Here is a 20,054-nt window from a genome sequence, read left to right as displayed (position 1 = left end):
AAGGGTCACGGGCGACGTCGCCAGGCCAAGCGCATACAAGGCGTATTTGCCGATCGCATCAACCTGGATCCCGGCAAAGGCTTGGGTCAGGCGCGCGGCCGACGACGACCTCATGCCTGTCGGATGCGCTCCGCCTATCCCGCGGCAGCCGCTCTGCGTCCGGCCTTTTCCGCTGTTTTCCCCGAACCCTCCCTGCCCTCGGGCACCAGCATGGTCGGCGCGATGCCGAACATGCGCCGGCAGGTACGGCTGAGGTGGGCCGAATCGGCGAAGCCGGCCAGTTGCGCCGCCTCGGTCCACGACACGTCCGCCATGCCGCGCGCCATCGCCAGGCCCACGCGCGCCCACAACAGGTAGGCGCGGAAGGAGATGCCGGTCTGCGCGACGAACAGGTGGCGGAACCGGCCCGGCGAAAGGTGCGCCAGCGCGGCCGCCTGCGCCAGCGTCAACGAGGCTTCGGGGCGTTCGCGGATGCGTTCCAGCACCACCGTGATGCGCGGATCGACGGCGTCGTGCGCGGCAGGGATCGACGCCAGATGCTCGACTACCCGCTGCGCTGCGCCCACCAGCGCCGCGTCGGCTCCTTTCGCCTCGAACACGGCATGCAGCGCGGCCGCCCCTTGGGCCAGACCGTCGTCGTCGAGCAGGCTCAGGTCGCGTTGGCCATGGCGGGCGAGCAGGGCGCGGCCGGCCAGCGTCTCCGGCTCGACGAACACCATCGCCACCGGATGGCCGCAGCCGTCGAACAGGTGCGGACGGTCCGGCATGACGATGGCGGCCATGGTCTCGTGCCAGGCGCCTTCTGCGGTCCCGCGTATACGTACCGGTTGCCTCGAGGCGAGGGTGATCTGGATGGCGTGGTGGCTGTGCGGCTGCGCGGGACCGGTGTCGCGACCTATCCACACGCTGCCGCCCTTCCACAGCAGCACACGCCCGACGCCGGCGAGGCCACGGCGGGGAGCGGCGCCATCGGCGGGCGTGGCAGGGGACATGGCCGGTCTCCACAGCAGGACAGGACCGAAGGTTAGCCCTTCGGTTCAAGCGCCCGGTAGGGGAGCTGCCGAGAATGGCGCCACGGAGCAAGCCTCCGTACCCCTACCGAACCCAACGAGGACACCGCCATGAACGCCATCGACACCTTCGCCTGCCGTTGCACCGACTGCGCCGGCGCCACCTGCGCCTGCGGCTGCCAGGCCGCGCCCGCCATCCAGTCCGGCTGCGGTTGCGGCTGCGGCGCCGGTCATCCGTGCCGCTGCGGCGAGCCGGAAGCCTGAGCCCGGCTTCCGGGCGGCGTGCGTTGCGTACGCCGCCCGGGGGTTTTTCAGGCGCCAGGACGAAACCCGCCTTCCACAGAAGACGGGCGGATGGAGGCAGAATCGACACGGCCGTCCACCGTCCCATTCGCCATGTCCGATTTCAGGATCGATTGCCTGCTCGCCACGCCCCTGGTCGAGGTGCGCGACGTAGCGTGCGCGGGCAACTGCCGTCACCGGAGCGCGATCGAGCGGGCCGATCGCACGCATCTGGTCTTTCCCTATCGCGGCACCTACGTGCGCCACGTCGGCGCGGAGGAGGCGGTGGCCGACGCCAGCCAGGTGCTGTTCTTCAATGCGGGCGAGGGCTACCAGATCAGCCATCCGAACCCGGGCGGCGACGCCAGTCTGTCGATGACGGTGGACGAGGCGCTGCTGCGCGAGCTCGCGCCGGCCGCGTTGCTGGCGCCGGAGGAGCCGCTGCGCTTCGTCCGGTCGCGCCTGCGCATCGACCCCCGCGCGCAGGTGCTGGTCGCGCTGCTGCGCCATTCGCTGCAAGAGGGCGTCGCCGAGCCGCTGGAGGGCGAGAGCCTGGCGCTGACCCTGGTGCACCGCGCGCTGGCGCCGCGCACCACGCATGCGGCCGGCTCCAGCCAGGGCCGGCAGCGGCTGGTCGATCGCGCCAAGCTGGTGCTTTCGAGCGACCTGGCGCGGCGCTGGACGCTCGCCGAGGTGGCGGCGGAAGTCGGCGTTTCGGCGGTCTACCTCACCCAGGCCTTCCGCCAGGTCGAAGGCGTGCCGCTTTACCGCTACCAGTTGCGGCTGCGGCTGGCGCGCGCGCTGGACCTGCTGCGCGATTGCGGTGACCTCGCCGCGCTCGGCACCGACCTGGGCTTCTCCAGCCACAGCCATTTCAGCGCGGCGTTCCAGAAGATGTACGGACGCACGCCCACCGAGTTCCGCCAGGTGGCGCTGCACCGCTGATCGCTAAAGTTTTCGACAGCGCGCGGGTCCGCTGCAGGGTCTACTGTCTCCAGCCCATCGGGGGCTCGAGGAGAACGACATGAGCGAGAAGACCTGCGCGGCCTGCGATTGCGACCTGGACGAGAACGCCATCCAGGTACGCATCGGCGGAAAGGCCGTGGAAGTGTGCTGTGACGATTGCGCCGTGAAACTCAAGGAGGCGCACGCCTCGGCCATCGCATCGCAGCGAGGCTGAACCGTTCGTCCCGCTCGCCTGCTGCGCGAGCCGGGAAGCTTTCCAAGTCGAACCTGAGCCAGCGCTGCCTTTGCGGCGGGGGCCAGCGGGCCGTAACGCCCCCTGTGCGCGCTTGGGCCGACCTGCCCTTCCGACCCTGGAGACCACAGTGACCACGCAAAACGACAAGGCCCGGCTGTTCCATTCCCTGCACGTGCGCGGTGAGCCGCTGGTGCTGTTCAACGCATGGGACGCCGGCAGCGCGCGTGCCGTCGCCGAAGCCGATGCCAGGGCGATTGCCACCGGCAGCTGGTCGGTGGCCGCCGCCAACGGCTTCAAGGACGGCGAATGCCTGCCGCTTGCGTTCGCGCTGGACAACCTTCGCCGCATCGTCGCCGCGGTGGAGCTGCCGGTAACGATCGACCTGGAAAGCGGCTATGGCGAAACGCCCGGCGAGGTCGGCGCCACCGTTGCGGCGGCGCTGGCGGCCGGCGCGATCGGCTGCAACCTGGAGGACAGCTTTCCCGCGGACGGCCGCCTGCGCGATACCGGCGAACAGGCCGCGCGATTGGCGGCGGCGCGTCGCGCGGCGCAGGACGCGGGCGTGGCGATGTTCATCAACGCGCGTACGGACGTGTTCTTCCAGAAGCCGGCCGAGGCGCACGACATGGCCATGGTCGAGGACGCGCTCGAGCGTGCGCGGGCCTATGCCGACGCCGGCGCCGACGGCTTGTTCGTGCCCGGCGTGGTCGCCGCGCCGCTCATCGGCCGCCTGGCCGAAGCCTCGCCGCTGCCGGTCAACGTGATGGCGATGCCCGGCGTCCCCGGCCGCGCCCGCCTGGCCGTGCTGGGCGTGGCCCGCATCAGCCACGGCCCCGGTCCCTATCGCGGCGCCATGCACTGGCTGACCGAGGCTGCCAGGGCCGCAATGGCCGGGTAGGCGCCTCGCGCCGACTGGCAGATCTTTCCACCAAGGGACGCTGTGGCACGAGGCCAAGCTCGACCGGCTAGCCCGGCTTCTTAGGGCGACGCTTGCCCTTGGCTTCCTGCCCGGCGATGAGGCCTTGCAGGTAGGCGATCCCTTGCTCTTCCGGGAAGAAGGCCACCACGTCGGCCACGGTCAGCGCGTAGCGCTCACACAGGAGCATGAACTCCGCCCTGGCCTGGGCCAGACGGTTTGCGGATGATGCATTCCTTGGCATGGGCCTCTCCTTCGGGTGTGGTTCGCTCTTGCGGTCCAGTGCGGCGAGGTCTTCCTGAAACTGGCGAAAGTCGTAGTTGCTGGGCTTCATAGGCGCACGGGTCAATATGCTGCATTCTTGCATGGGCCCGGTGGCCGTGCCGCCAGCCCAGCCGCCATGCGCCTGGGCCTGAGGCCACTGCATCGCCAGCGGGCGGATGCCCCAGGTCCGGCTCCCGGCTTCTCGCGGTGGCGACGCCGTGCGCGGGATGCTTGCTCCACTTCGAAGGAGCACGGCCATGAACAGGCAACCGAAACAGGGCGGTCGTGGGCTTCGCGACACGCCATCGCGGACCGGCGCTGCGGAACCCACCCGCGCAGCCGACGCGCCGCACAAAGACGGCGGCCGCCTCAATGACATCCGGCGCGAGCGGCTGGACACGATCGAGCGGGCCGACGACCGCACCGCCGCCCTCGACCCCAACCGCGGCGGCGTCGACCAGGATCCGATCGACGATCTGCTGGAGGGCCGGCTGGCCGACGCGGACTACCGCGAGGAGGCCAACCGCGTGACGCCTACGCTCGGTCCCGAAGACCCGACCGAGGACAGGGGCGACCATTGACCGCTCCGCGGCGCGGGTAGGGCTCCGTCGCGGCTCGTTCAGTGCGCCGCTGCAGGCGCATCGCCGGACGCCAGGGCCGGGCGAGGACGCAGCAGCGTGCCGCCCAGCAGCGCCGCCAGCAGCGCGAAACCGGTGCCGGCCAGGAACGCCGTGCGATAGCCCATGTTCAGCGCCACCGCCTGCGCCGCGCCGGCATCCAGCGCCGCCCCGGTGCGCGCGGCCGCGAGACTGGCGAGCACCGCCAGGCCCAGCGCGCCGCCCATCATGAAGGCGGTGTTGACCACGCCCGAGGCCAGGCCGGAGTCGCGCGGCTCGACGTCGCCCATCGCCGCCAGCAGCACCGGGTTGAAGGCGATGCCAGCCCCCAGCCCCAGCAGCACCATGCCCGGCAGCACGTCGATGAGGAAATGCCCGTCCGCCGGCGCCCGCGCGAACAGTGCCAGGCCGATCGCCGCCACCAGCAAGCCGCCGGCGAGCGGGCGCCGGATGCCGAAGCGCATCACGATGCGCGCGGACAGACCGAGCGAGCAGGCCGCCATCACCAGGTTCGCCGGCAGGAAGGCCAGGCCGACCTGCATGGGCCCATAGCCCAGCACCAGTTGCAGGTAGAGCGCCGAGAGGAAGAACCAGGCGAACATCGCGCCGGCCCACAGCACGCCGACCACGTTGGCGATCGCCAGGTTGCGCAGGCGGAACAGGGCCAGCGGCACCAGCGGCGCGCGTACGCGCGTCTCGATGGCGAGAAACAGCACGAACAGCGCCGCCGCGCCGGCCAGCATGCCCAGCGTGCGCGCCGACAGCCAGCCGGCCTGGTTGCCGCCCACGACGGCGTACACCGCCAGGATCAGCGCCGCGGTGATGGCCAGCGCGCCGCCCACGTCCAGATGGCGCATGCCGCTGCTGCCATGCATCGCCGGCAGCAGCCTGAGCGAGGCGGCGAATACCGCCAGGCCGATCGGCAGGTTCACCAGGAACACCCAGTGCCAGCTCAGTGTGCTCACCAGCAGGCCGCCCAGCAGCACGCCCACGCTGCCGCCGCCGGCGCAGACGAAGCCGTACACGCCCATCGCCTTGGCGCGCTCGGCCGGTTCGGTGAACAGGTCCATGATCAGCGACAAGGCCACCGCCGTGACCACCGCGCCGCCCAGGCCCTGGATGCCGCGCGCGATCACCAGCCATTCGCGCGAGTGCGCCATGCCGCAGGCGAGCGAGGCGAGCGTGAACAGCGTGAGCCCGAGCAGGAACAGCCGCCGGTGCCCGAACAGGTCGCCCAGCCGCCCGCCCAGCAGCAGGAAGCCGCCGTAGGTCAGCACGTAGGCGTTCACCACCCAGGCCAACGTGGTCTCGGAGAAGCCGAGGTCGGCGCGGATCGAAGGCAGCGCGACGTTCACGATGGTGGTGTCCAGCACGATCATCAGCACGCCCAGGCAAAGCACGGTGAGTGCGAGCCAGCGGCTGTCGCGTGAAGCGGTGGAGGCGGTCGGCATGTTCGGGCTCCTGGACGAGGCGCGCAGCATGGCAGGGACGGGTGGGGGAATCACGCTCGTGCTCCCACGACGCGCGAGCGGCCGGCGGATCGACATGCCGCGTCGGCGGCCTTTTCCCGCGAGGCCGGCGCGGATGCGAGAATCTGCGCCCATGAACCTGCTCGCCCTCGAAACCAGCACCGAAGCCTGCTCCGTCGCCCTCGTCCATGGCGAGGAAGTGATTGCACGCAGCGAACTGGCACCCCGCAGACATGCCGAACTCGCGCTGCCGATGGCCGACGCGCTGCTCGCCGAAGCCGGCATCGGCCGGCACGCACTGGACGCCATCGCGGTCGGCCGCGGTCCCGGCGCGTTCACCGGCGTGCGCCTGGGCGTGGCGCTGGCGCAGGGCATGGCGCTTGCCCTGGATCGCCCGGTGGTGCCGGTGTCCTCGCTCGCTGCCCTGGCGCTGGAGGCGCCGGAAGACGAGCCGGCGATCCTGGCGGTGATCGATGCCCGCATGGGCGAGGTCTATGCCGCCTGCTACCGCCGCGACGCCGCCGGCGGGCTGGTCGCGCTGGACGAAGAGCGGGTGTGCCTGCCGCAGGCGCTGGAGCTTCCCGAAGCCGATCGCTGGAACGTCGTCGGCAGCGGCTGGGCGACCTATGCGGAGGTACTGCGCGCACGCCTCACCGGCACGCTCGTGCAGGCCGACAGCGAGCGCTATCCGCAGGCCCGCCATGTGGCCGAGCTCGCCGTGCGCGAATTCCGCGCCGGCCGCGCCGTATCGGCCGAGCAGGCGCTGCCGGTGTACCTGCGCGACAAGGTGGCGCTGACGCTGGCGGAGCAGGGCAGGGCTTGAGCGTGCGGCCAACCGCCGCCGCCAGAGGCGAGAGGTGAGCCGGGCGCTGCACGACCTCCTGGGGGAGATCGAACGGGACCGCGCGCTGCTCGAACCCGGCCGGCTGCGCGAGCGCGGCGCGGCGCTCGACCGGCTGGAAACGCTTCGCATCGGTGCGCCGGCCGCCGAAGCGGGCCTGCGCGATCGCATCGAAGCCTTGTGCGCCGCCCTGGAAGCCGTCGACGGCGAGCTCCACCGCAGCATCCGCCAGGACATCCGGCGCGGCGCCGGTGCGCAGGCGCTGCTCGGGCATGCGCGCGCGGCCGGCCCGGATCGGGATGCGGCAGGCGCCGCCGCTGCGGGCGACAGCTACGACCATCTGGACACGCTGGTCAGCGGCGTCCTGCAGATCGAGGCGCCCGTGGGCCGGCTCGCCGGACTTGCGCGGGAGATGGTGTTCTACCAGCCCACGCCGGCGCGGCACCTCTTCGACCTGCTTGCCCGCACCGGGCTGGGCGCGGACGACGTGCTGATCGACCTGGGTTCCGGGCTGGGTCAGGTCGCGCTGATCGCCGCCATCTGCAGCGGCGCACGCTGCATCGGCATCGAGTGGGAAGCGTCCTACGTGCAAAGCGCCCGGCGCTGCGCGCAGGCGCTCCACCTGGACCGGGTGAGCTTCGTGCAGGGCGACGCGCGGACGGCCGATCTTTCGGCCGGCACGGTGTTCTACCTGTACACGCCCTTCGAGGGCGCGATGCTGCGCGAAGTGCTGGACCGGCTAAAAGCCGAGGCGTCCACGCGCGAGCTGCGCATCTGCACGCTGGGGCCGTGCACCGCGACCGTCGCGCGGGAACCCTGGCTGCAGCCGGCCGGCGCCTGGGAGCCGCATCGGCCGGCGGTGTTCCGCAACGGCTGACGGCCGCCCGGTCTAGAGCCGCCCGATCACCAGTTGCACCAGCAGGCTGCTCACCGCCACCGCCGCCCACACGCCCAGCCCCAGCAGGATCGGCCGCGGGCCGCTGGCGATCATCTTGCGCAGGTTGGCCGACAGGCCGATCGCGGTGAGCGCCACGATGATCAGGAACTCCGCCGCGCCGTGGATGGCCGGCTGGATCGCCACCGGCACCAGCCCCGCGGTGCGCACCGCCGAGGCGATGAGGAACCACAGGATGAACCACGGGAAGATGCGCTTGAGGCTGAAGTCGCTGGCGCCTCCGCTCTTATCGAGCCTGCGCTTCTCACGCATCGCCACCATCACCGCCAGCGTGATGCACACGGGGATGATCAAAGTGGCGCGGGTGAGCTTGACGATGGTGGCGTAGTCGCCGGCCGCGTGGCTGTAGCTGTAGCCGGCGGCGACCACCGAGGAGGTGTCGTTGATCGCGGTGCCGGCCCAGAGCCCGAAGCCCAGGTCGGACAGGTGCATCAGGTGGCCCAGCAGCGGGAACAGCAGCACCGCCACCACGTTGAACAGAAAGATGGTGGAAATGGCGAACGCGGTGTCGTGCTCGTCGGGCTTGATGATCGGCGTCACCGCCGCGATGGCCGACCCGCCACAGATAGCGGTGCCCACGCCGATCAGCACCTTCAGCTGGTCGTGCACGCCGAGCGCGCGACCCAGGCCCCAGGCGGCGAGGAAGGCGGTGCTCATCGTGACCAGGGTGACCGACAGCGATTCCAGCCCCGTCTTCGCCACCTGGTCCAGGCTGAGCCCGAAACCCAGCGCGATGATCGACCACTGCAGCACCTGCTTGCCGGCGAACTGGATGCCCGGCGCGAAACGCGGCCCGGGCGCGGCGGTGTTGCGCACGAGCATGCCCAGCACGATGCCGATCACCGGGCCGCCGATCAGCGGCGCCCGACGGCCTAGCCACCAGGCCGCCAGCGCGATGGCCAGCGCCAGGCCCAGGCCGGGCAGGCGGTCGGACAGGGTGGGAGCGGCGGGGGTGGCAAGGGCACTCATCGGAATACGCGTACTGGAAAGAATGCGTGCATTGTCGGTGCTGCAAAGGATCAGGAAAACTTTGCATTCCTGATCGCTGCTATAAGATCGGCTGATGCTCAACATCACGCCCCGCCAGCTCGACGTGTTCGTGCAGACCGCGCTGCACGGCAGCCTGCGTGCCGCCGCCGAGCGGGTGCACCTGACCCAGCCCGCGGCCAGCATGGCGCTGGCGGAACTGGAGCGGCAGCTCGGCGCGCCGCTGTTCGACCGCGAGCGCGGGCGGCTGCACCTCAACGCACGCGGCCGCGAGCTGCTGCCGCGCGCGCAGGAGCTGCTGGAACGCCATGCGGAGCTGGCCCGCATCGGCCAGGGCGACGCCGATGCGCTGGCGGGCGAATTGCGCATCGGTGCCAGCAACACGGTGGGCAATTACCTGGTAGGCGAACTGCTGGGCGACTTCGTGCGGGCACAGCCGCGGGTGGCGATCCGCCTGCGCGTGGCGAACACGGACACCATCGCCGCGTCGCTGCTTGACCACGCGCTGGACCTCGGCTGCGTGGAGGGCCTGGTCGCGCATCCGCAACTGGAGCTCAAGCCCTGGCGCGAAGACCGGCTGCGCGTGTGCGCGGCGCCGGATCACCCGCTGGCGCGCAGGCGTTCGCTCAAGCCGGCGGACTTCGCCGGCGCGCGCTGGGTGCTGCGCGAACCGGGCTCGGCCACCCGCGCTACCAGCGAGCGTGTGCTGGCGCAGTTGCCGCCCGGCGAGACGGTGCTGGAGCTGGATCAGATCGAAGCGATCAAGCAGGCGGTCGCCGCGGGTTTCGGACTGGCCTGCCTGCCCGAGGTGGCGCTGGCCGATGCGCTGGCCACCGGGCGGCTGGTGGCGCTGAAGACGCCGTTCCTGGATCTGAAGCGCACGCTGTCGCTGCTCCTGCACCGGCAGAAGTACCGCGGCGCGTTGCTGGAAGCCTTCCTGCGCACGATCTAGCCGGATCCCTTCCTACCCGGCATTGGCGGGGTGGCGCTCACTCGTGCGGATCGAGGCAACGGCAGCTCTTGCCGGTGGGTTCACCCGGGCGCCGCTAGCGTCCGGTGGGCATGCCCACGCGTCCGGTCAAGAACCCCTTAGGCGTCCCGCTGGCCAAGCCGGTGGACGAGGTGCCGGCCGGCGCGCTCGCCACGCTGCGGCGCAAGGCGCGCGATTGCCACGCCTGCCCGCTGTGGCGCTACGGCACGCAGACCGTATTCGGCCAGGGGCCGTCCAGCGCATCGGTGATGCTGATCGGCGAGCAGCCGGGCCTGCACGAGGATCGCGAAGGCGTGCCGTTCGTGGGGCCGGCCGGGCAACTGCTCGACCGCGCGCTGGGCGAGGCGGGGCTGGACCGCGCGATGCTCTACCTCACCAATACCGTCAAGCATTTCAAGTACGAGATGCGCGGCACCGCCAAGCTGCACAAGCGCGCCAACGCCGCCGAGCAGGCCGCCTGCCGCATGTGGCTGGCGGCCGAGCTGCTGCGGGTGAAGCCGAAGCTGGTGGTCGGCCTGGGGGCGATGGCGGCGCAGACGATGTTCGGCAACACCTTCCGCATCACCGCCGAGCGTGGGGTATGGCGGCCGCTGGGCGAGGGTACGCAAGGGTTGGCGACCTGGCATCCATCGGCCGTGTTGCGCATGCCGGAGGAGGAGAAGCGGCACCAGGCATTCGACGAGCTGGTGGCGGACCTGCGGGCGGTGGCCGGGGCGTTGGAAGAGTTGGGCTAGGGCGAAAGGCCTCCCCTTCTCCCCAACCCTCTCCCCCGGCGGGGCCGGGGGAGAGGGAGCAAACCACCAGCTCGCCCGATGGGCTCCCTCTCCCCCGAGCTTGCTCGGGGGAGAGGGGGAGGCCTTTGCTCCGGATCAGTGGAAATTCCGCGAGCGCACGTCCAGCTCCCCCAGCATCGGCGTCAGGTCCTCGAGCTCGCGCGCGATCAGGTGCTGCACGCCATGCTGGCTCTCCAGGTGCCCTTCCACCGCGAGCAGCCGTGAGGCGAGCAGCACGCGTCGCTGGCGCAGGACCACGCGGCGCCAGATCACCACGTTGGTGAGGCCGTGCTCGTCCTCCAGCGTCACGAACACCACGCCGCTGGAGGTCTGCGGCTGCTGGCGCAGGGTGACCAGCCCGGCGACGCGCACCGGGCGGCCGTTGGGCAGGCCCGGCAGTTCGTTGGAGGCCCGGTAGTGCTGCGCGCGCAGCCGTGATCGCAGCAGGCGCAGCGGATGCGGCCCGAGCGTGGTGCCGGTGAGCGCGTAGTCGGCACGCAGGTCCTCGCCGCGGGTCGGCAACGGCAGCGCGACCGGCTCGCTCTCGGGCGTGGAGCCGGGGAACAGCGGCAGCTGCGGCTCCACGCCGGCGATCGCCCAGCGCGCGCGATGGCGATGGCCGGCCAGCGCGCGCAGGGCGCCGGCATCGGCGAGCAGGGCCTGGTCGCCACGGTCGAGTTTGGCGCGGGCGCAAAGATCCGCCACGTCGGCGAACGGGCATTGCTTGCGGGCGGCCGCGATGGCGCCGGCGGTCGATTTGGAGAAGCCGCGCACCAGCCGCAGCCCCATGCGGATCGCCGGCTGCATGCGCGCGTCACGCTCGGGCTCCAGCGTGCAGTCCCAGTCACTGTGGCGCACGTCGATGGGCAGCGTGCGCACGCCATGCCGCCGCGCGTCCTGCAGCAATTGGTCGGGCGAGTAGAAACCCATCGGCGCGGAGTTGATCAGCGCGCAGGCGAACGCCGCCGGCTCGTGGCACTTGAGCCAGCTGCTGACGTAGGCGAGCAGGGCGAAGCTCGCCGCGTGCGATTCGGGGAAGCCGTAGCTGCCGAAGCCCTTGATCTGCTCGAACAGGCGCTCGGCGAAGTCGCGGGTGTAGCCGTTCCCGAGCATGCCGGCAAGCAGCTTGTCGCGATGCGGCTCCAGTCCTCCCTGGCGCTTCCAGGCTGCCATCGAGCGGCGAAGCGCATCGGCCTCGCTGCCACTGAAATCGGCGGCTTTCATGGCGATCTGCATGACCTGTTCCTGGAACAGCGGGACGCCGAGCGTGCGCTTGAGGACGTCTTTCAAAGCCTCCGATGGATAGTCGACCCGCTCCTCGCCATTACGCCTGCGCAGGTAGGGATGCACCATGTCGCCCTGGATGGGGCCAGGACGCACGATCGCCACCTCGATCACCAGGTCATAGAACTCATGGGGCTTCAGGCGCGGCAACATCGCCATCTGCGCGCGTGACTCGATCTGGAACACGCCGATGGTGTCGGCACGACTGATCATGTCGTAGGTCGGCTTGTCGTCCTTGTGGTCCTTGTTGATGCCGGCGATGGTGTGGTCGCCTCGGCCGTGCTCGCGCAGCAGGTCGAAGGTCTTGCGCAGCGCCGTGAGCATGCCCAGCGCCAGGCAGTCGACCTTCAACATGCGCATGGTGTCCAGGTCGTCCTTGTTCCACTGGATCACCGTACGCCCGTCCATCGCGGTGTTCTCCACCGGCACCAGCGTCGAGAGCGGGTGCTCGGAGATCATGAAACCGCCCGGGTGCTGGGAGAGGTGGCGCGGAAAACCGATCAGCTGCGCGGTGAGGGCGAGCACCTGCCGCATCAGCGGCGTGTCCGGATCGAAGCCGCGTTCGCGCAGGCGGTCCATGGGCGGCACTTCGCCGCTCCAGCGGTCCAGCGTGGCGGACAGTTCGCCGGCAAGCTCCGGCGACATGCCCAGCGCGCGCGCCACGTCGCGGACCGCGCCGCGGCCGCGGTACTCGGTGGCCACCGCGGTGAGTGCGGCGCGGTCGCGGCCGTAGCGGTTGAACACGTACTGCAGCACTTCCTCGCGCCGCTCGTGCTCGAAGTCGACGTCGATGTCCGGCGGCTCGTCGCGATCGGCCGAGATGAAGCGCTCGAAGAGCAGGTTGCTCGTTTCTGGATCGGCCTCGGTGATGCCGAGCACGAAGCAGACCAGCGAGTTGGCCGCCGAGCCGCGGCCCTGGCAGAGGATCTCCTTCGAACGCGCGAAGTGCACGATGTCTTGCACGGTGAGGAAGTAGGACTCGTATTGCTTGGTCCCGATCAGGGCCAGTTCGCTCTCGATCTGCTCGCGCCATTGCGCCTTCGCGCCGTTCGGCCAGCGCCAACGCATGCCTTCCTCGACCAGTTGCCGCAGCCAGGTGGTCGGCGTGTGGCCCTCCGGCACCAGTTCGTGCGGGTAGGTGTACTCGATCTTGTCCAACTCGAATACGCAGCGCTGCGCGATCGCCACGCTCTGGGCCAGCAGTTCGGACGGATAGATGGCCGCGAGCGCGCGGCGCGTGCGCAGGTGGCGCTCGCCGTTGGGGAACAGGCGATGGCCGGCCTGGGCCACGGTGGTGTGGTGGCGGATCGCGGTCATCACGTCCTGCAGCGGACGGCGGGCGCGCACGTGCATGTGCGCGTCGCCGGCGGCGACCAGCGGCAGGCTCAGGCGCTCGCCCAGGGCGCGCAGCGCGGCCAGGCGCGCGTCGTCGTCGGGACCGCGATGCAGCTCGACGGCGAGCCAGCAGCGGCCGGGAAAGCGCTCCTTCAGCCACGCGGCTTCGCTTTCGTCCGGCTCCGGGCCGGGCAGCCACAGTGCGAGCAGGCCTTCGGTGTCGCCGAGGTCTTCGCGCAGCGACTGGTAGCTGCCCTTGGGCGCGCGACGGCGCGCGGCGGTGATGAGCTGGCACAGCCGCGCGTAGCCCTGCCGGTTCTCGACCAGCAGCACGCACCTGGGGCCGCCGTCGAACCGGAATTCGCTGCCGACGATCAGCTTGAGGCCGGTTTCGCGCGAGGCCTCCAGCGCGCGCACGATGCCGGCGAGGGTGCATTCGTCGGTGATCGCCAGCGCGGCGTAGCCCTGCTCCCTGGCGCGCTCGAACAGCTCCATGGCGACCGACGCGCCACGCTGGAAGCTGAAGGCGGAAAGGCAGTGGAGTTCGGCATAGTCGGGGAGGTTCATGCGAACCACCCGTGCAGCATGAAGCCGGTGCGTTCGCCGGCGGGACAGAACGCCCAGGCGCGCTGCCCGGCTGCCGTCTCGACCACGTAGTAGTCGCGCCGCACCTCGCCGTCCCACCAGCCGCTTTCGATGCGCTCGGGGCCGGCCAGGATGCGCGAGATGCGTTCGCGCAGCGGGATCGGCTGGGGCAGCAGCCAGCCGGGGCGCGGCAGGGACGGCGGCACGTCGCTGCTGCCGTGGTCGCGCCAGGCGCGTTCGGGGCGGTGGTCGGCGTGGATCGCCAGGCCATGCACGGCCTCGTCGCCCAGCCGCGCGCGCAGGCGTTCGCGCAGTTGCTCCCACGGCACCGCCTGCTGCGGGCGCACGTCGAACAGGTCGCGTCCGGCGGGCACGAACGGAGGCAGCTCGCGCGCGATCAGCTGCAGCGCGCGCACCGGCGCGGCCAGCTGCACGGGATCGAGCCGGCCGCGGGCCAGTTCGAACAGCATGGCGGCATCGCGCTCGGGCGCGAGCAGGCCGACCGGCACTTCGGTGGCGGCGCCGCGGTCGTGCTCGAGCTTCAGCACGAAGCGCTGCACGCCGCCGTCGCGGCCGGCGAGGTAGGCGGCAAGATCGCCGGTCATGCGCCGCAGCGGGAACAGCAGCTGGCCGGTGGCGCCGACCTCGTAGTTGAACTCGATGCGCGATTCGAAATGGTCGGGCGGCTGGTAGCAGTCCAGCGGCGTGGCCAGTGCGCCGGCGAGGCGGTCGAGCTGGTCGAGGGTGCCGGCGCCCACGCGCCGGCCCAGCGCCGCGCGCGGCAGCGCGTAGACCTGCGCGAGCCTGCGCAGGCCCATGCGGCGCAGGCTGGCGGCCGCCTCGGGGGGAAGTCCCGCGCGTTCCACCGGCAACTGCCCGAGCGCCTGCCTGAGCGGCGCCTCGTGCGTGATCGCCAGGCCGTCGTGCACGCCGGCGAGGGCGCGTGCGGCCCACGGGTTGGGCGCCAGCGCGATGCGATGGCGGAAACCGAGCGCCGCCAGTTCCTCGCGCATCAGGGTTTGCATGCGCGGCCACGGACCGAACAGGCGGAAGCTCGCCTCCACCTCGATCAGCAGCGACGCGGCCATCTGCCGGCTGACCTGGGCGCCATAGCGATACGCCCAGGCGGCGAGGAAGTCGTGCCAGCGCGCGGTCTCGGCCGGATCGTGCTCGACCGCGGCGAAGCGCGCGCCGATCGCCTGCGCGGTGGCCAGCGGCATGCCGGCGCGCAGGCCCGCCGCCTTCGCCGCGGCGTTGGCCGCGCGCAGCACGCGCCGCTGCGCCGGACCTTCGACCAGCACCAGCGGCTCGTCCGGTACGGCATGGCGGCGCAGCACGCCGTCGAGCGCGAGTTGCGGCAGCAGGATGCAGGCCCACAGCACGGCGCGTGCCTCAGGCGCGATCCGGCACGGCCGTGTGCGGGCCGTCCGGGATAGCCGGCGATTCGCCCATCGGCAGCGGCCAGGGCAGCGGCCGCGCCGGCGGGTTGCCGCCGCGGCACTTGAGCACGCGCAACTGCGGCGGACGGACTTCGAGCGCCAGGCGCAGCGCCGCCGGCGAGGCATGCGCGGCGGCCGAGGAGGGGCGCATCGCCAGCCCCAGGCACTGCCCGGTTTCCGCCGCCAGCTGCAGCCGGCGCAGCGTGCGGTCGTCCGGCTGCTGCGGCCAGCACAGCACGGCGGCGCAGGCGGCCGAGCGCAGGCATTGTTCGGTGGCCCAGGCCGCATCGCGGGGCTCGGCGCGCACCACCTGCAGGCGGTCCAGCCGCACGCCGGCGTTGGCCCAGGCGGCAGGGAAGGGCAGGTAGGGCGGAGCGACCAGCGCAACCAGGCCTCCCGCTTGCGTGAGCCGCGCCAGCGTGGGCCACAGCAGAACGAGCTCGCCGATGCCGTCCAGCGGCAGCAGCACCTCGCTCAGCGCGGCCTCGGGCCAACCGCCGCTGGGCAGTACGGCATCCAGCGCGGGGAAGCCGGTCGGCTGGCGCGAGGATGGGCGCGCCTGCGGCTGGCCACGCCACAGGCGACGGGCGTCGAGCAGGCTGTCGAGGGCGACCACGTTGCTCATGCGCGAACACTCCATCGGGCGGCGCGCGATGGGGTCTTCCTGTCAGAAGCGAACGGGACGCGGCCTTCCCTACGGGCTGCTACCGGGAGGCGCATGCGCCCGCCACGGCCTGCACGGGCGTTCATCAGCCTGGCCTCACCAGCCCCGCGAACAGGCCTTCGATGGCGAAGTCGCCGGCGCGCGGGTCCACCTCGATGGGCGCGTACGCGGGGTTGCGCGGCAGCAGGCGGATGCGGGCGCCCTTGCGTTCCAGCCGCTTGACGGTGAACTCGCCCTCCAGCCGCGCCACCACGGTCTGGCCATGACGCGCTTCGGGCGTGCGGTGCACGCCGATCAGGTCGCCGGGCAGGATGCCGTCGAGCAGCATCGAGTCGCCGACCACTTCCAGCAGATAGTCGGGCCTGAGCCGGAACAGTGAGGCGTCCAGCGCGACCTCGCGGCGCACCTGCGCGTCCGAGCCGATCGGCCGCCCCGCCGCCACGCGGCCGAGCAGCGGCACCTGCAGCGCCTCGACGGCCGGCCTCTGGCGCAGGCGGATGCCGCGCGCCTGCCCGGGCACCAGCTCGATGTGGCCCTCGCGCGCCAGCGCCTCCAGGTGCAGCCGCGCGGAACGGTTCTGCTTGAGCCCCAGCGCGGCGGCGATCTGCATCTGCGAGGGCGGGTAGCCGTGCGCGGCGATGTGCCGGTGCAGGTAATCGAGCAGAGCCTGGCGGATCGGGGTCATGGTTTACTAATCTTAGTACATCGGGGAAGGTCGCGGCAGGGGGGCGCTTTTGGCATCATTTCGTGAAGGGGAATTGGCGGCTTGCCAAGGCGTGAAGACCCAAGGGGACGCGGTACGTCCACGACGGACTTCAAGCATGTGGGGGAAACTCATGGTGTCCGCTTTGCTGCTGGGCGTTGGCTTGCTGTTCGGCGCGCCCGCGGCAGGCGTGGACGCGCCCACCTCGCTGCCGGCCGGGACCCTCTCGACCAGCGCATTGCCGACCCCGCAGTTCCGCCGCTACGGCAGCGCCAACGGCCTGCCCAGCAGCCTGGTCTACACCGCGGTGCAGGCGCCGGACGGCACCATGTGGTTCGGCACCAAGAACGGCATCGCCCGCTTCGATGGCGTGGAGTTCAAGACCTATCGCCATGTGGCCGGTGATCCCGGGTCGCTGTACGGCAATGGCATCTCCTCGCTGCTGATCGACATGCAGGGCCGGTTGTGGGCCGGCGGACTGGACGCGGGCCTCAACCGCTTCGATGCGGCCAGCGGCACGTTCCGGCATTGGGCCCACGACCCGGCCGATCCGGCCAGCCTGGTGAGCGAGAAGGTCTGGGCGCTGGCGCAGACGGCCGACGGCAGCCTCTGGGTTGGCACGCGTTACGGCCTGGACCGGATGCGCGCCGACGGACAGTTCGAACACGTGGTCAACCCCTTGCTCGGGTCCACGCCGGCCGATTTCGGCGAAGTGGCCTCGCTCTACGTCGATCCGCACCAGCGGCTATGGGCCGGCAGCAGCCACGGCCTGTTCCGGCGCGATCCTGACGGCAGCTGGCACCGCGTGCTGCCGGCCGACCCGGAGCAGACCGTGGATGCCTGGCACATCGACGGCAACGGCGAGGAGGTGCGCATCGCCACCGTGCGCGGGCTGCTCGTGGTGGGCGCCGATGGCCTGGCGCACCGCTTCGCCGAGAACGAGCTGCCCGACACCAACGTGATGGTGAGCACCCGCGATCACGACGGCCGGTTGTGGATCGGCACCCAGCGCGGGCTGTTCCTGCAGCAGCGGCCGCAAGACCCGGTGATCCCGGTGATGGACCGGCCGGTCCTCTACGGCAACCTGCCCGGCACCTGGGTTTGGCAGCTCTACGTCGACCGCGAGGGCGGCCTGTGGGTGACCATGCTCGACGGCGGCGTGGCCTACCTGGCGCCGGGCTGGTACGGCTTCAGCCGCTACACGCACATCCCGGACGATCCCGCCAGCCTGCGCGACTCGGTCGCCACCGCGATGGCGCGCGGGCGCGACCGCCGGCACGTCTGGGTGGGCGAGCGCGGCGGCCGCGTGGACCGGCTCGATCCCTATACCGGCGCGGTCGAGCATGTGCTCTCGGGCCTGCGCGGCGACGTGGTCGGCATGACCGAGGGCGACGGCGGCAAGCTCTGGGTGGCCGTGCAGGGCGCGCTCTACCGCGCCCAGGGCAACCAGGCCGATCGCGTCGATCCGGACGGGGCGATGATCCGCCATCCGCTGGAGGTCGAGCCCGGCCCCGACCACCGCCTGTATGTGCGCACCTTCGGCGAGGGCCTGTTCCGGGTCGACCCGGACACCCTCGCCGTCGCCCCGGTGCCGATGCGCCACGCCGACGACAAGATGCTCTGGGGCGCGCAGATGACGCTGAACGACCGCGGCGCGTTCTTCTACGCCAGCGAAGGCGGCCTGATGCGGCTGGACCCCACGCACACCTTCTTCGAGCCGGTGCCTGGCGGGCCGACCGGGGTCTCGGTGGAGGCCTTCAGCTTCTCGCCCGACGGCCTGTGGCTGGCGACCCCCGACGGGCTGGAGCACTACCGCTACCGCGGCGACGGCCTGGCGCTGGCGCGGCGCGTGGACATGGCGCAAGGCTGGCCCTCCGTCGGCGTGGTCGACATGCGCGTGGACGCGCGCGGGCGCGTGTGGATCTTCGGCAGCGGCGGTCTGTGGCGCTTCGATCCGGATACGGGCCACTTCCGCTCGTTCGGCCTGCAGGACGGCCTGAGCAACACCGAGTTCGCCCGCGGCTATGCGCTGATGCCCGACGGCAACCTGTACTCGCCGACGCTGGGCGGCGTGGTCGCCTTCAATCCCGACCGCGTGTGCGAGCAGGCGGCCGTGCCGCAGCTGGCGCTGACCCGCGTGCGGGTGCGTCGCCACGGTCGCCTGGTCGATCTGCCGCTGGGTCCGGGTCCGATCGAGGTGGATTGGCGCGACCGCGAGCTGGGCATCGAGGCGCGGGTGTTTTCCTATGTTGACCCTTCCGCCAACCGCTACCGGTTCCGGCTCGATGGCCTGGACAGCAGTTGGGTGGACGTCGACAGCCGCGGCGAACGCGAATTCGCCGGCCTGGGTGCCGGCGACTACACGCTCCAGGTGATGGCCGCCGGCGCGGGCGGCGCCTGGGCGCACCTGGACGCGCCCTTGCGCATCCACGTCGAGGCGCCGCCGTGGGCGCGCTGGTGGGCCTGGCTGGGCTACGCCCTCACGCTGGCGCTGACCGTGTGGCTGGTGCTGTGGGTATGGCGCCGCCGCATCGCGCAGCGCCACCGCATCGCCCTGGCCGAGCAGCAGCGCAGCCTGGCCGAGGAGGCCAGCGCCGCCAAGACCCAGTTCCTGGCCACCCTGAGCCACGAGATCCGCACGCCGATGACCGGCGTGATGGGCATGGCCGAGCTGCTGCTGGCCACGCCGCTCAAGCCCGAGCAGCGCGAATACACCCTGGCCATGCAGCGTTCCGGCGGCATGCTGCTCAAGCTGCTCAACGATGCGCTGGACGTCGCGCGCATCGAGGCGGGGCGGCTCCACCTCGAGCCTGCGCCGTTCGATCCGCGCCAGCTGGTCGAGGACGTGGCGCAGCTGCAGCTGGGCCATGCGCAGGCCAAGCGCCTGGGCTTCCTGGTGGAGGTGGCCGAGGACCTGCCGCCGCGGGTGGTCGGCGACGCGGTGCGCATCAAGCAGGTGTTGCTCAACCTCACCCACAACGCGCTCAAGTTCACCGAGTACGGCAGCGTCGAATTGCGCGCGCTGCGCTGCAGCGAGGGCCTGCTCTTCAGCGTCACCGATACCGGTCCGGGCATCCCCGAGTCGGCGCGGGCACGCCTGTTCCAGCGTTTCGAGCAGGTCGACGGACCGCAGCGGCGGGCCGGCACGGGCCTGGGTCTGGCGATCTGCCGCGAGCTGGTCGGCATGATGGGCGGCAGCATCGAGCTGGAATCGCGCCTGGCCTACGGCAGCACTTTCCGCGTGCGCCTGCCGCTGCAGCCACCCGAAGGGGCCGCCGCTGCGCCGCCCGCCGCGCACGCGCCGATCGGCCGCGCGCTGCGCGTGCTGCTGGTGGAAGACGACGCCATCGTCGCGGCGGTGATCCGCGGCCAGCTCGAGCGGCAGCACCACCGTGTCTGCTACGTCGCCAACGGCCTGGGCGCGCTGGCCGAACTGGAGCAGTCCTCGTTCGACGTCATGCTGCTGGACCTGGATCTTCCCGGCGTGGATGGCTTCCAGGTCGCCCGCCTGGTCCGCCAGCGCGAGGAGCCCGGCCAGCGCATGCCGATCCTCGCCATCACCGCCCGCGCCGGCGGCGACGAAGAGGCGCGCGCACACGAGGCGGGGATGGATGCGTTCCTGCGCAAGCCGTTCAGCGGCGAGGCGCTTGCCGAACTGTTCGTGCGGCTGGTGCCGCAGGCGGTTGCCCTCGAGGCCAGCGCGCCCGCCTGACCGGCGCGCAGCAACGGGGCGGGCCG

The 20,054-nt window shown here is 71.6% G+C and carries 18 protein-coding genes; 10 read left to right on the top strand and 8 right to left on the bottom strand.

The genetic code is table 11. The features are described from left to right. Window positions 1–134: 134 nt before the first annotated feature. Entirely contained in the window at window positions 135–992 is an 858-nt protein-coding gene (locus VGU03_RS04570; protein ID WP_327478990.1) for a helix-turn-helix domain-containing protein, read from the bottom strand. A 129-nt stretch (window positions 993–1,121) separates the two neighbouring features. Here VGU03_RS04570 and VGU03_RS04565 point away from each other — a divergent pair, with 129 nt between their 5' ends. From VGU03_RS04565 to VGU03_RS04550, 4 genes are all read left to right on the top strand, one after another. Then, complete coding sequence (locus tag VGU03_RS04565; RefSeq protein WP_327478989.1) at window positions 1,122–1,274, top strand: hypothetical protein; 153 nt, start codon at window positions 1,122–1,124, stop codon at window positions 1,272–1,274. 132 nt (window positions 1,275–1,406) lie between these two features. After that, on the top strand, window positions 1,407–2,237 hold the full coding sequence (locus VGU03_RS04560; RefSeq protein WP_327478987.1) for an AraC family transcriptional regulator: 831 nt from the start codon (window positions 1,407–1,409) through the stop codon (window positions 2,235–2,237). Between the two features lie 79 nt (window positions 2,238–2,316). After that, a complete protein-coding gene (locus tag VGU03_RS04555; protein WP_327478985.1) occupies window positions 2,317–2,472 on the top strand; it encodes a hypothetical protein in 156 nt (51 codons plus the stop codon). Between the two features lie 148 nt (window positions 2,473–2,620). Next, on the top strand, window positions 2,621–3,391 hold the full coding sequence (locus tag VGU03_RS04550) for an isocitrate lyase/phosphoenolpyruvate mutase family protein (protein WP_327478983.1): 771 nt from the start codon (window positions 2,621–2,623) through the stop codon (window positions 3,389–3,391). 67 nt (window positions 3,392–3,458) lie between these two features. Here the strand turns inward: VGU03_RS04550 and VGU03_RS04545 are convergent, their stop codons facing one another. Beyond that, window positions 3,459–3,743: a 2-hydroxyacyl-CoA dehydratase gene (locus VGU03_RS04545; protein ID WP_327478981.1), complete on the bottom strand. Its 285-nt coding sequence runs from the start codon at window positions 3,741–3,743 to the stop codon at window positions 3,459–3,461. A gap of 187 nt (window positions 3,744–3,930) precedes the next feature. Between VGU03_RS04545 and VGU03_RS04540 the strand changes: the two genes are divergently transcribed. Beyond that, window positions 3,931–4,254 (top strand): hypothetical protein, encoded by a 324-nt coding sequence (locus VGU03_RS04540; RefSeq protein ID WP_327478979.1) that lies wholly within the window; start codon window positions 3,931–3,933, stop codon window positions 4,252–4,254. A 38-nt stretch (window positions 4,255–4,292) separates the two neighbouring features. Here the strand turns inward: VGU03_RS04540 and VGU03_RS04535 are convergent, their stop codons facing one another. Further along, window positions 4,293–5,741, bottom strand: coding sequence for a DHA2 family efflux MFS transporter permease subunit (locus VGU03_RS04535; protein ID WP_327478977.1), 1,449 nt, complete (start codon window positions 5,739–5,741; stop codon window positions 4,293–4,295). Between the two features lie 151 nt (window positions 5,742–5,892). Here VGU03_RS04535 and tsaB point away from each other — a divergent pair, with 151 nt between their 5' ends. Both tsaB and VGU03_RS04525 read left to right on the top strand, forming a co-directional pair. Further along, entirely contained in the window at window positions 5,893–6,582 is a 690-nt protein-coding gene (tsaB, locus tag VGU03_RS04530; protein WP_327478976.1) for a tRNA (adenosine(37)-N6)-threonylcarbamoyltransferase complex dimerization subunit type 1 TsaB, read from the top strand. Window positions 6,583–6,616: 34 nt separating this feature from the next. Further along, window positions 6,617–7,477: a class I SAM-dependent methyltransferase gene (locus VGU03_RS04525; protein ID WP_327478975.1), complete on the top strand. Its 861-nt coding sequence runs from the start codon at window positions 6,617–6,619 to the stop codon at window positions 7,475–7,477. 12 nt (window positions 7,478–7,489) lie between these two features. Here VGU03_RS04525 and VGU03_RS04520 read toward each other — a convergent pair whose 3' ends face one another. Then, window positions 7,490–8,524, bottom strand: coding sequence for a YeiH family protein (locus tag VGU03_RS04520; RefSeq protein ID WP_327478973.1), 1,035 nt, complete (start codon window positions 8,522–8,524; stop codon window positions 7,490–7,492). 94 nt (window positions 8,525–8,618) lie between these two features. On the opposite strand from VGU03_RS04520, the gene VGU03_RS04515 reads away from it, so the two are divergent. Both VGU03_RS04515 and VGU03_RS04510 read left to right on the top strand, forming a co-directional pair. Further along, window positions 8,619–9,494, top strand: a complete 876-nt coding sequence (locus VGU03_RS04515) for a LysR substrate-binding domain-containing protein (RefSeq protein WP_327478972.1) — start codon at window positions 8,619–8,621, stop codon at window positions 9,492–9,494. A 110-nt stretch (window positions 9,495–9,604) separates the two neighbouring features. After that, on the top strand, window positions 9,605–10,267 hold the full coding sequence (locus VGU03_RS04510; protein ID WP_327478970.1) for a UdgX family uracil-DNA binding protein: 663 nt from the start codon (window positions 9,605–9,607) through the stop codon (window positions 10,265–10,267). A 135-nt stretch (window positions 10,268–10,402) separates the two neighbouring features. Here VGU03_RS04510 and VGU03_RS04505 read toward each other — a convergent pair whose 3' ends face one another. The 4 genes from VGU03_RS04505 to lexA form a co-directional block, all read right to left on the bottom strand. After that, a complete protein-coding gene (locus VGU03_RS04505) occupies window positions 10,403–13,492 on the bottom strand; it encodes an error-prone DNA polymerase (RefSeq protein WP_327478968.1) in 3,090 nt (1,029 codons plus the stop codon). Continuing rightward, a complete protein-coding gene (locus tag VGU03_RS04500; protein ID WP_327478966.1) occupies window positions 13,489–14,892 on the bottom strand; it encodes a DNA polymerase Y family protein in 1,404 nt (467 codons plus the stop codon). Before VGU03_RS04500 ends, VGU03_RS04505 begins: the two co-directional genes overlap by 4 nt. 10 nt (window positions 14,893–14,902) lie before the next feature. Beyond that, window positions 14,903–15,574, bottom strand: a complete 672-nt coding sequence (gene imuA / locus VGU03_RS04495) for a translesion DNA synthesis-associated protein ImuA (RefSeq protein ID WP_327478965.1) — start codon at window positions 15,572–15,574, stop codon at window positions 14,903–14,905. Between the two features lie 124 nt (window positions 15,575–15,698). Next, the gene (gene lexA, locus VGU03_RS04490) at window positions 15,699–16,298 is read right to left on the bottom strand and encodes a transcriptional repressor LexA (RefSeq protein WP_327478963.1); all 600 of its coding nucleotides are present in this window, start codon (window positions 16,296–16,298) and stop codon (window positions 15,699–15,701) included. Window positions 16,299–16,434: 136 nt separating this feature from the next. On the opposite strand from lexA, the gene VGU03_RS04485 reads away from it, so the two are divergent. After that, a complete protein-coding gene (locus VGU03_RS04485; RefSeq protein ID WP_327478962.1) occupies window positions 16,435–20,028 on the top strand; it encodes a hybrid sensor histidine kinase/response regulator in 3,594 nt (1,197 codons plus the stop codon). Window positions 20,029–20,054: the final 26 nt, after the last annotated feature.

Source organism: Frateuria sp., from assembly GCF_035944355.1.
GTDB lineage: Bacteria > Pseudomonadota > Gammaproteobacteria > Xanthomonadales > Rhodanobacteraceae > Frateuria_A.
This window is presented reverse-complemented; position numbering and strand designations above follow the sequence as displayed.

Coding starts and splice junctions, on each gene's coding strand:
- imuA (WP_327478965.1), bottom strand. CDS start 15,574: ATGAGCAACGTGGTCGCCCTCGACAGCCTGCTCGACGCCCGTCGCCTG.
- VGU03_RS04535 (WP_327478977.1), bottom strand. CDS start 5,741: ATGCCGACCGCCTCCACCGCTTCACGCGACAGCCGCTGGCTCGCACTC.
- tsaB (WP_327478976.1), top strand. CDS start 5,893: ATGAACCTGCTCGCCCTCGAAACCAGCACCGAAGCCTGCTCCGTCGCC.
- VGU03_RS04565 (WP_327478989.1), top strand. CDS start 1,122: ATGAACGCCATCGACACCTTCGCCTGCCGTTGCACCGACTGCGCCGGC.
- VGU03_RS04520 (WP_327478973.1), bottom strand. CDS start 8,524: ATGAGTGCCCTTGCCACCCCCGCCGCTCCCACCCTGTCCGACCGCCTG.
- VGU03_RS04540 (WP_327478979.1), top strand. CDS start 3,931: ATGAACAGGCAACCGAAACAGGGCGGTCGTGGGCTTCGCGACACGCCA.
- VGU03_RS04510 (WP_327478970.1), top strand. CDS start 9,605: ATGCCCACGCGTCCGGTCAAGAACCCCTTAGGCGTCCCGCTGGCCAAG.
- VGU03_RS04505 (WP_327478968.1), bottom strand. CDS start 13,492: ATGAACCTCCCCGACTATGCCGAACTCCACTGCCTTTCCGCCTTCAGC.
- lexA (WP_327478963.1), bottom strand. CDS start 16,298: ATGACCCCGATCCGCCAGGCTCTGCTCGATTACCTGCACCGGCACATC.
- VGU03_RS04515 (WP_327478972.1), top strand. CDS start 8,619: ATGCTCAACATCACGCCCCGCCAGCTCGACGTGTTCGTGCAGACCGCG.
- VGU03_RS04485 (WP_327478962.1), top strand. CDS start 16,435: ATGTGGGGGAAACTCATGGTGTCCGCTTTGCTGCTGGGCGTTGGCTTG.
- VGU03_RS04545 (WP_327478981.1), bottom strand. CDS start 3,743: ATGAAGCCCAGCAACTACGACTTTCGCCAGTTTCAGGAAGACCTCGCC.
- VGU03_RS04560 (WP_327478987.1), top strand. CDS start 1,407: ATGTCCGATTTCAGGATCGATTGCCTGCTCGCCACGCCCCTGGTCGAG.
- VGU03_RS04570 (WP_327478990.1), bottom strand. CDS start 992: ATGTCCCCTGCCACGCCCGCCGATGGCGCCGCTCCCCGCCGTGGCCTC.
- VGU03_RS04555 (WP_327478985.1), top strand. CDS start 2,317: ATGAGCGAGAAGACCTGCGCGGCCTGCGATTGCGACCTGGACGAGAAC.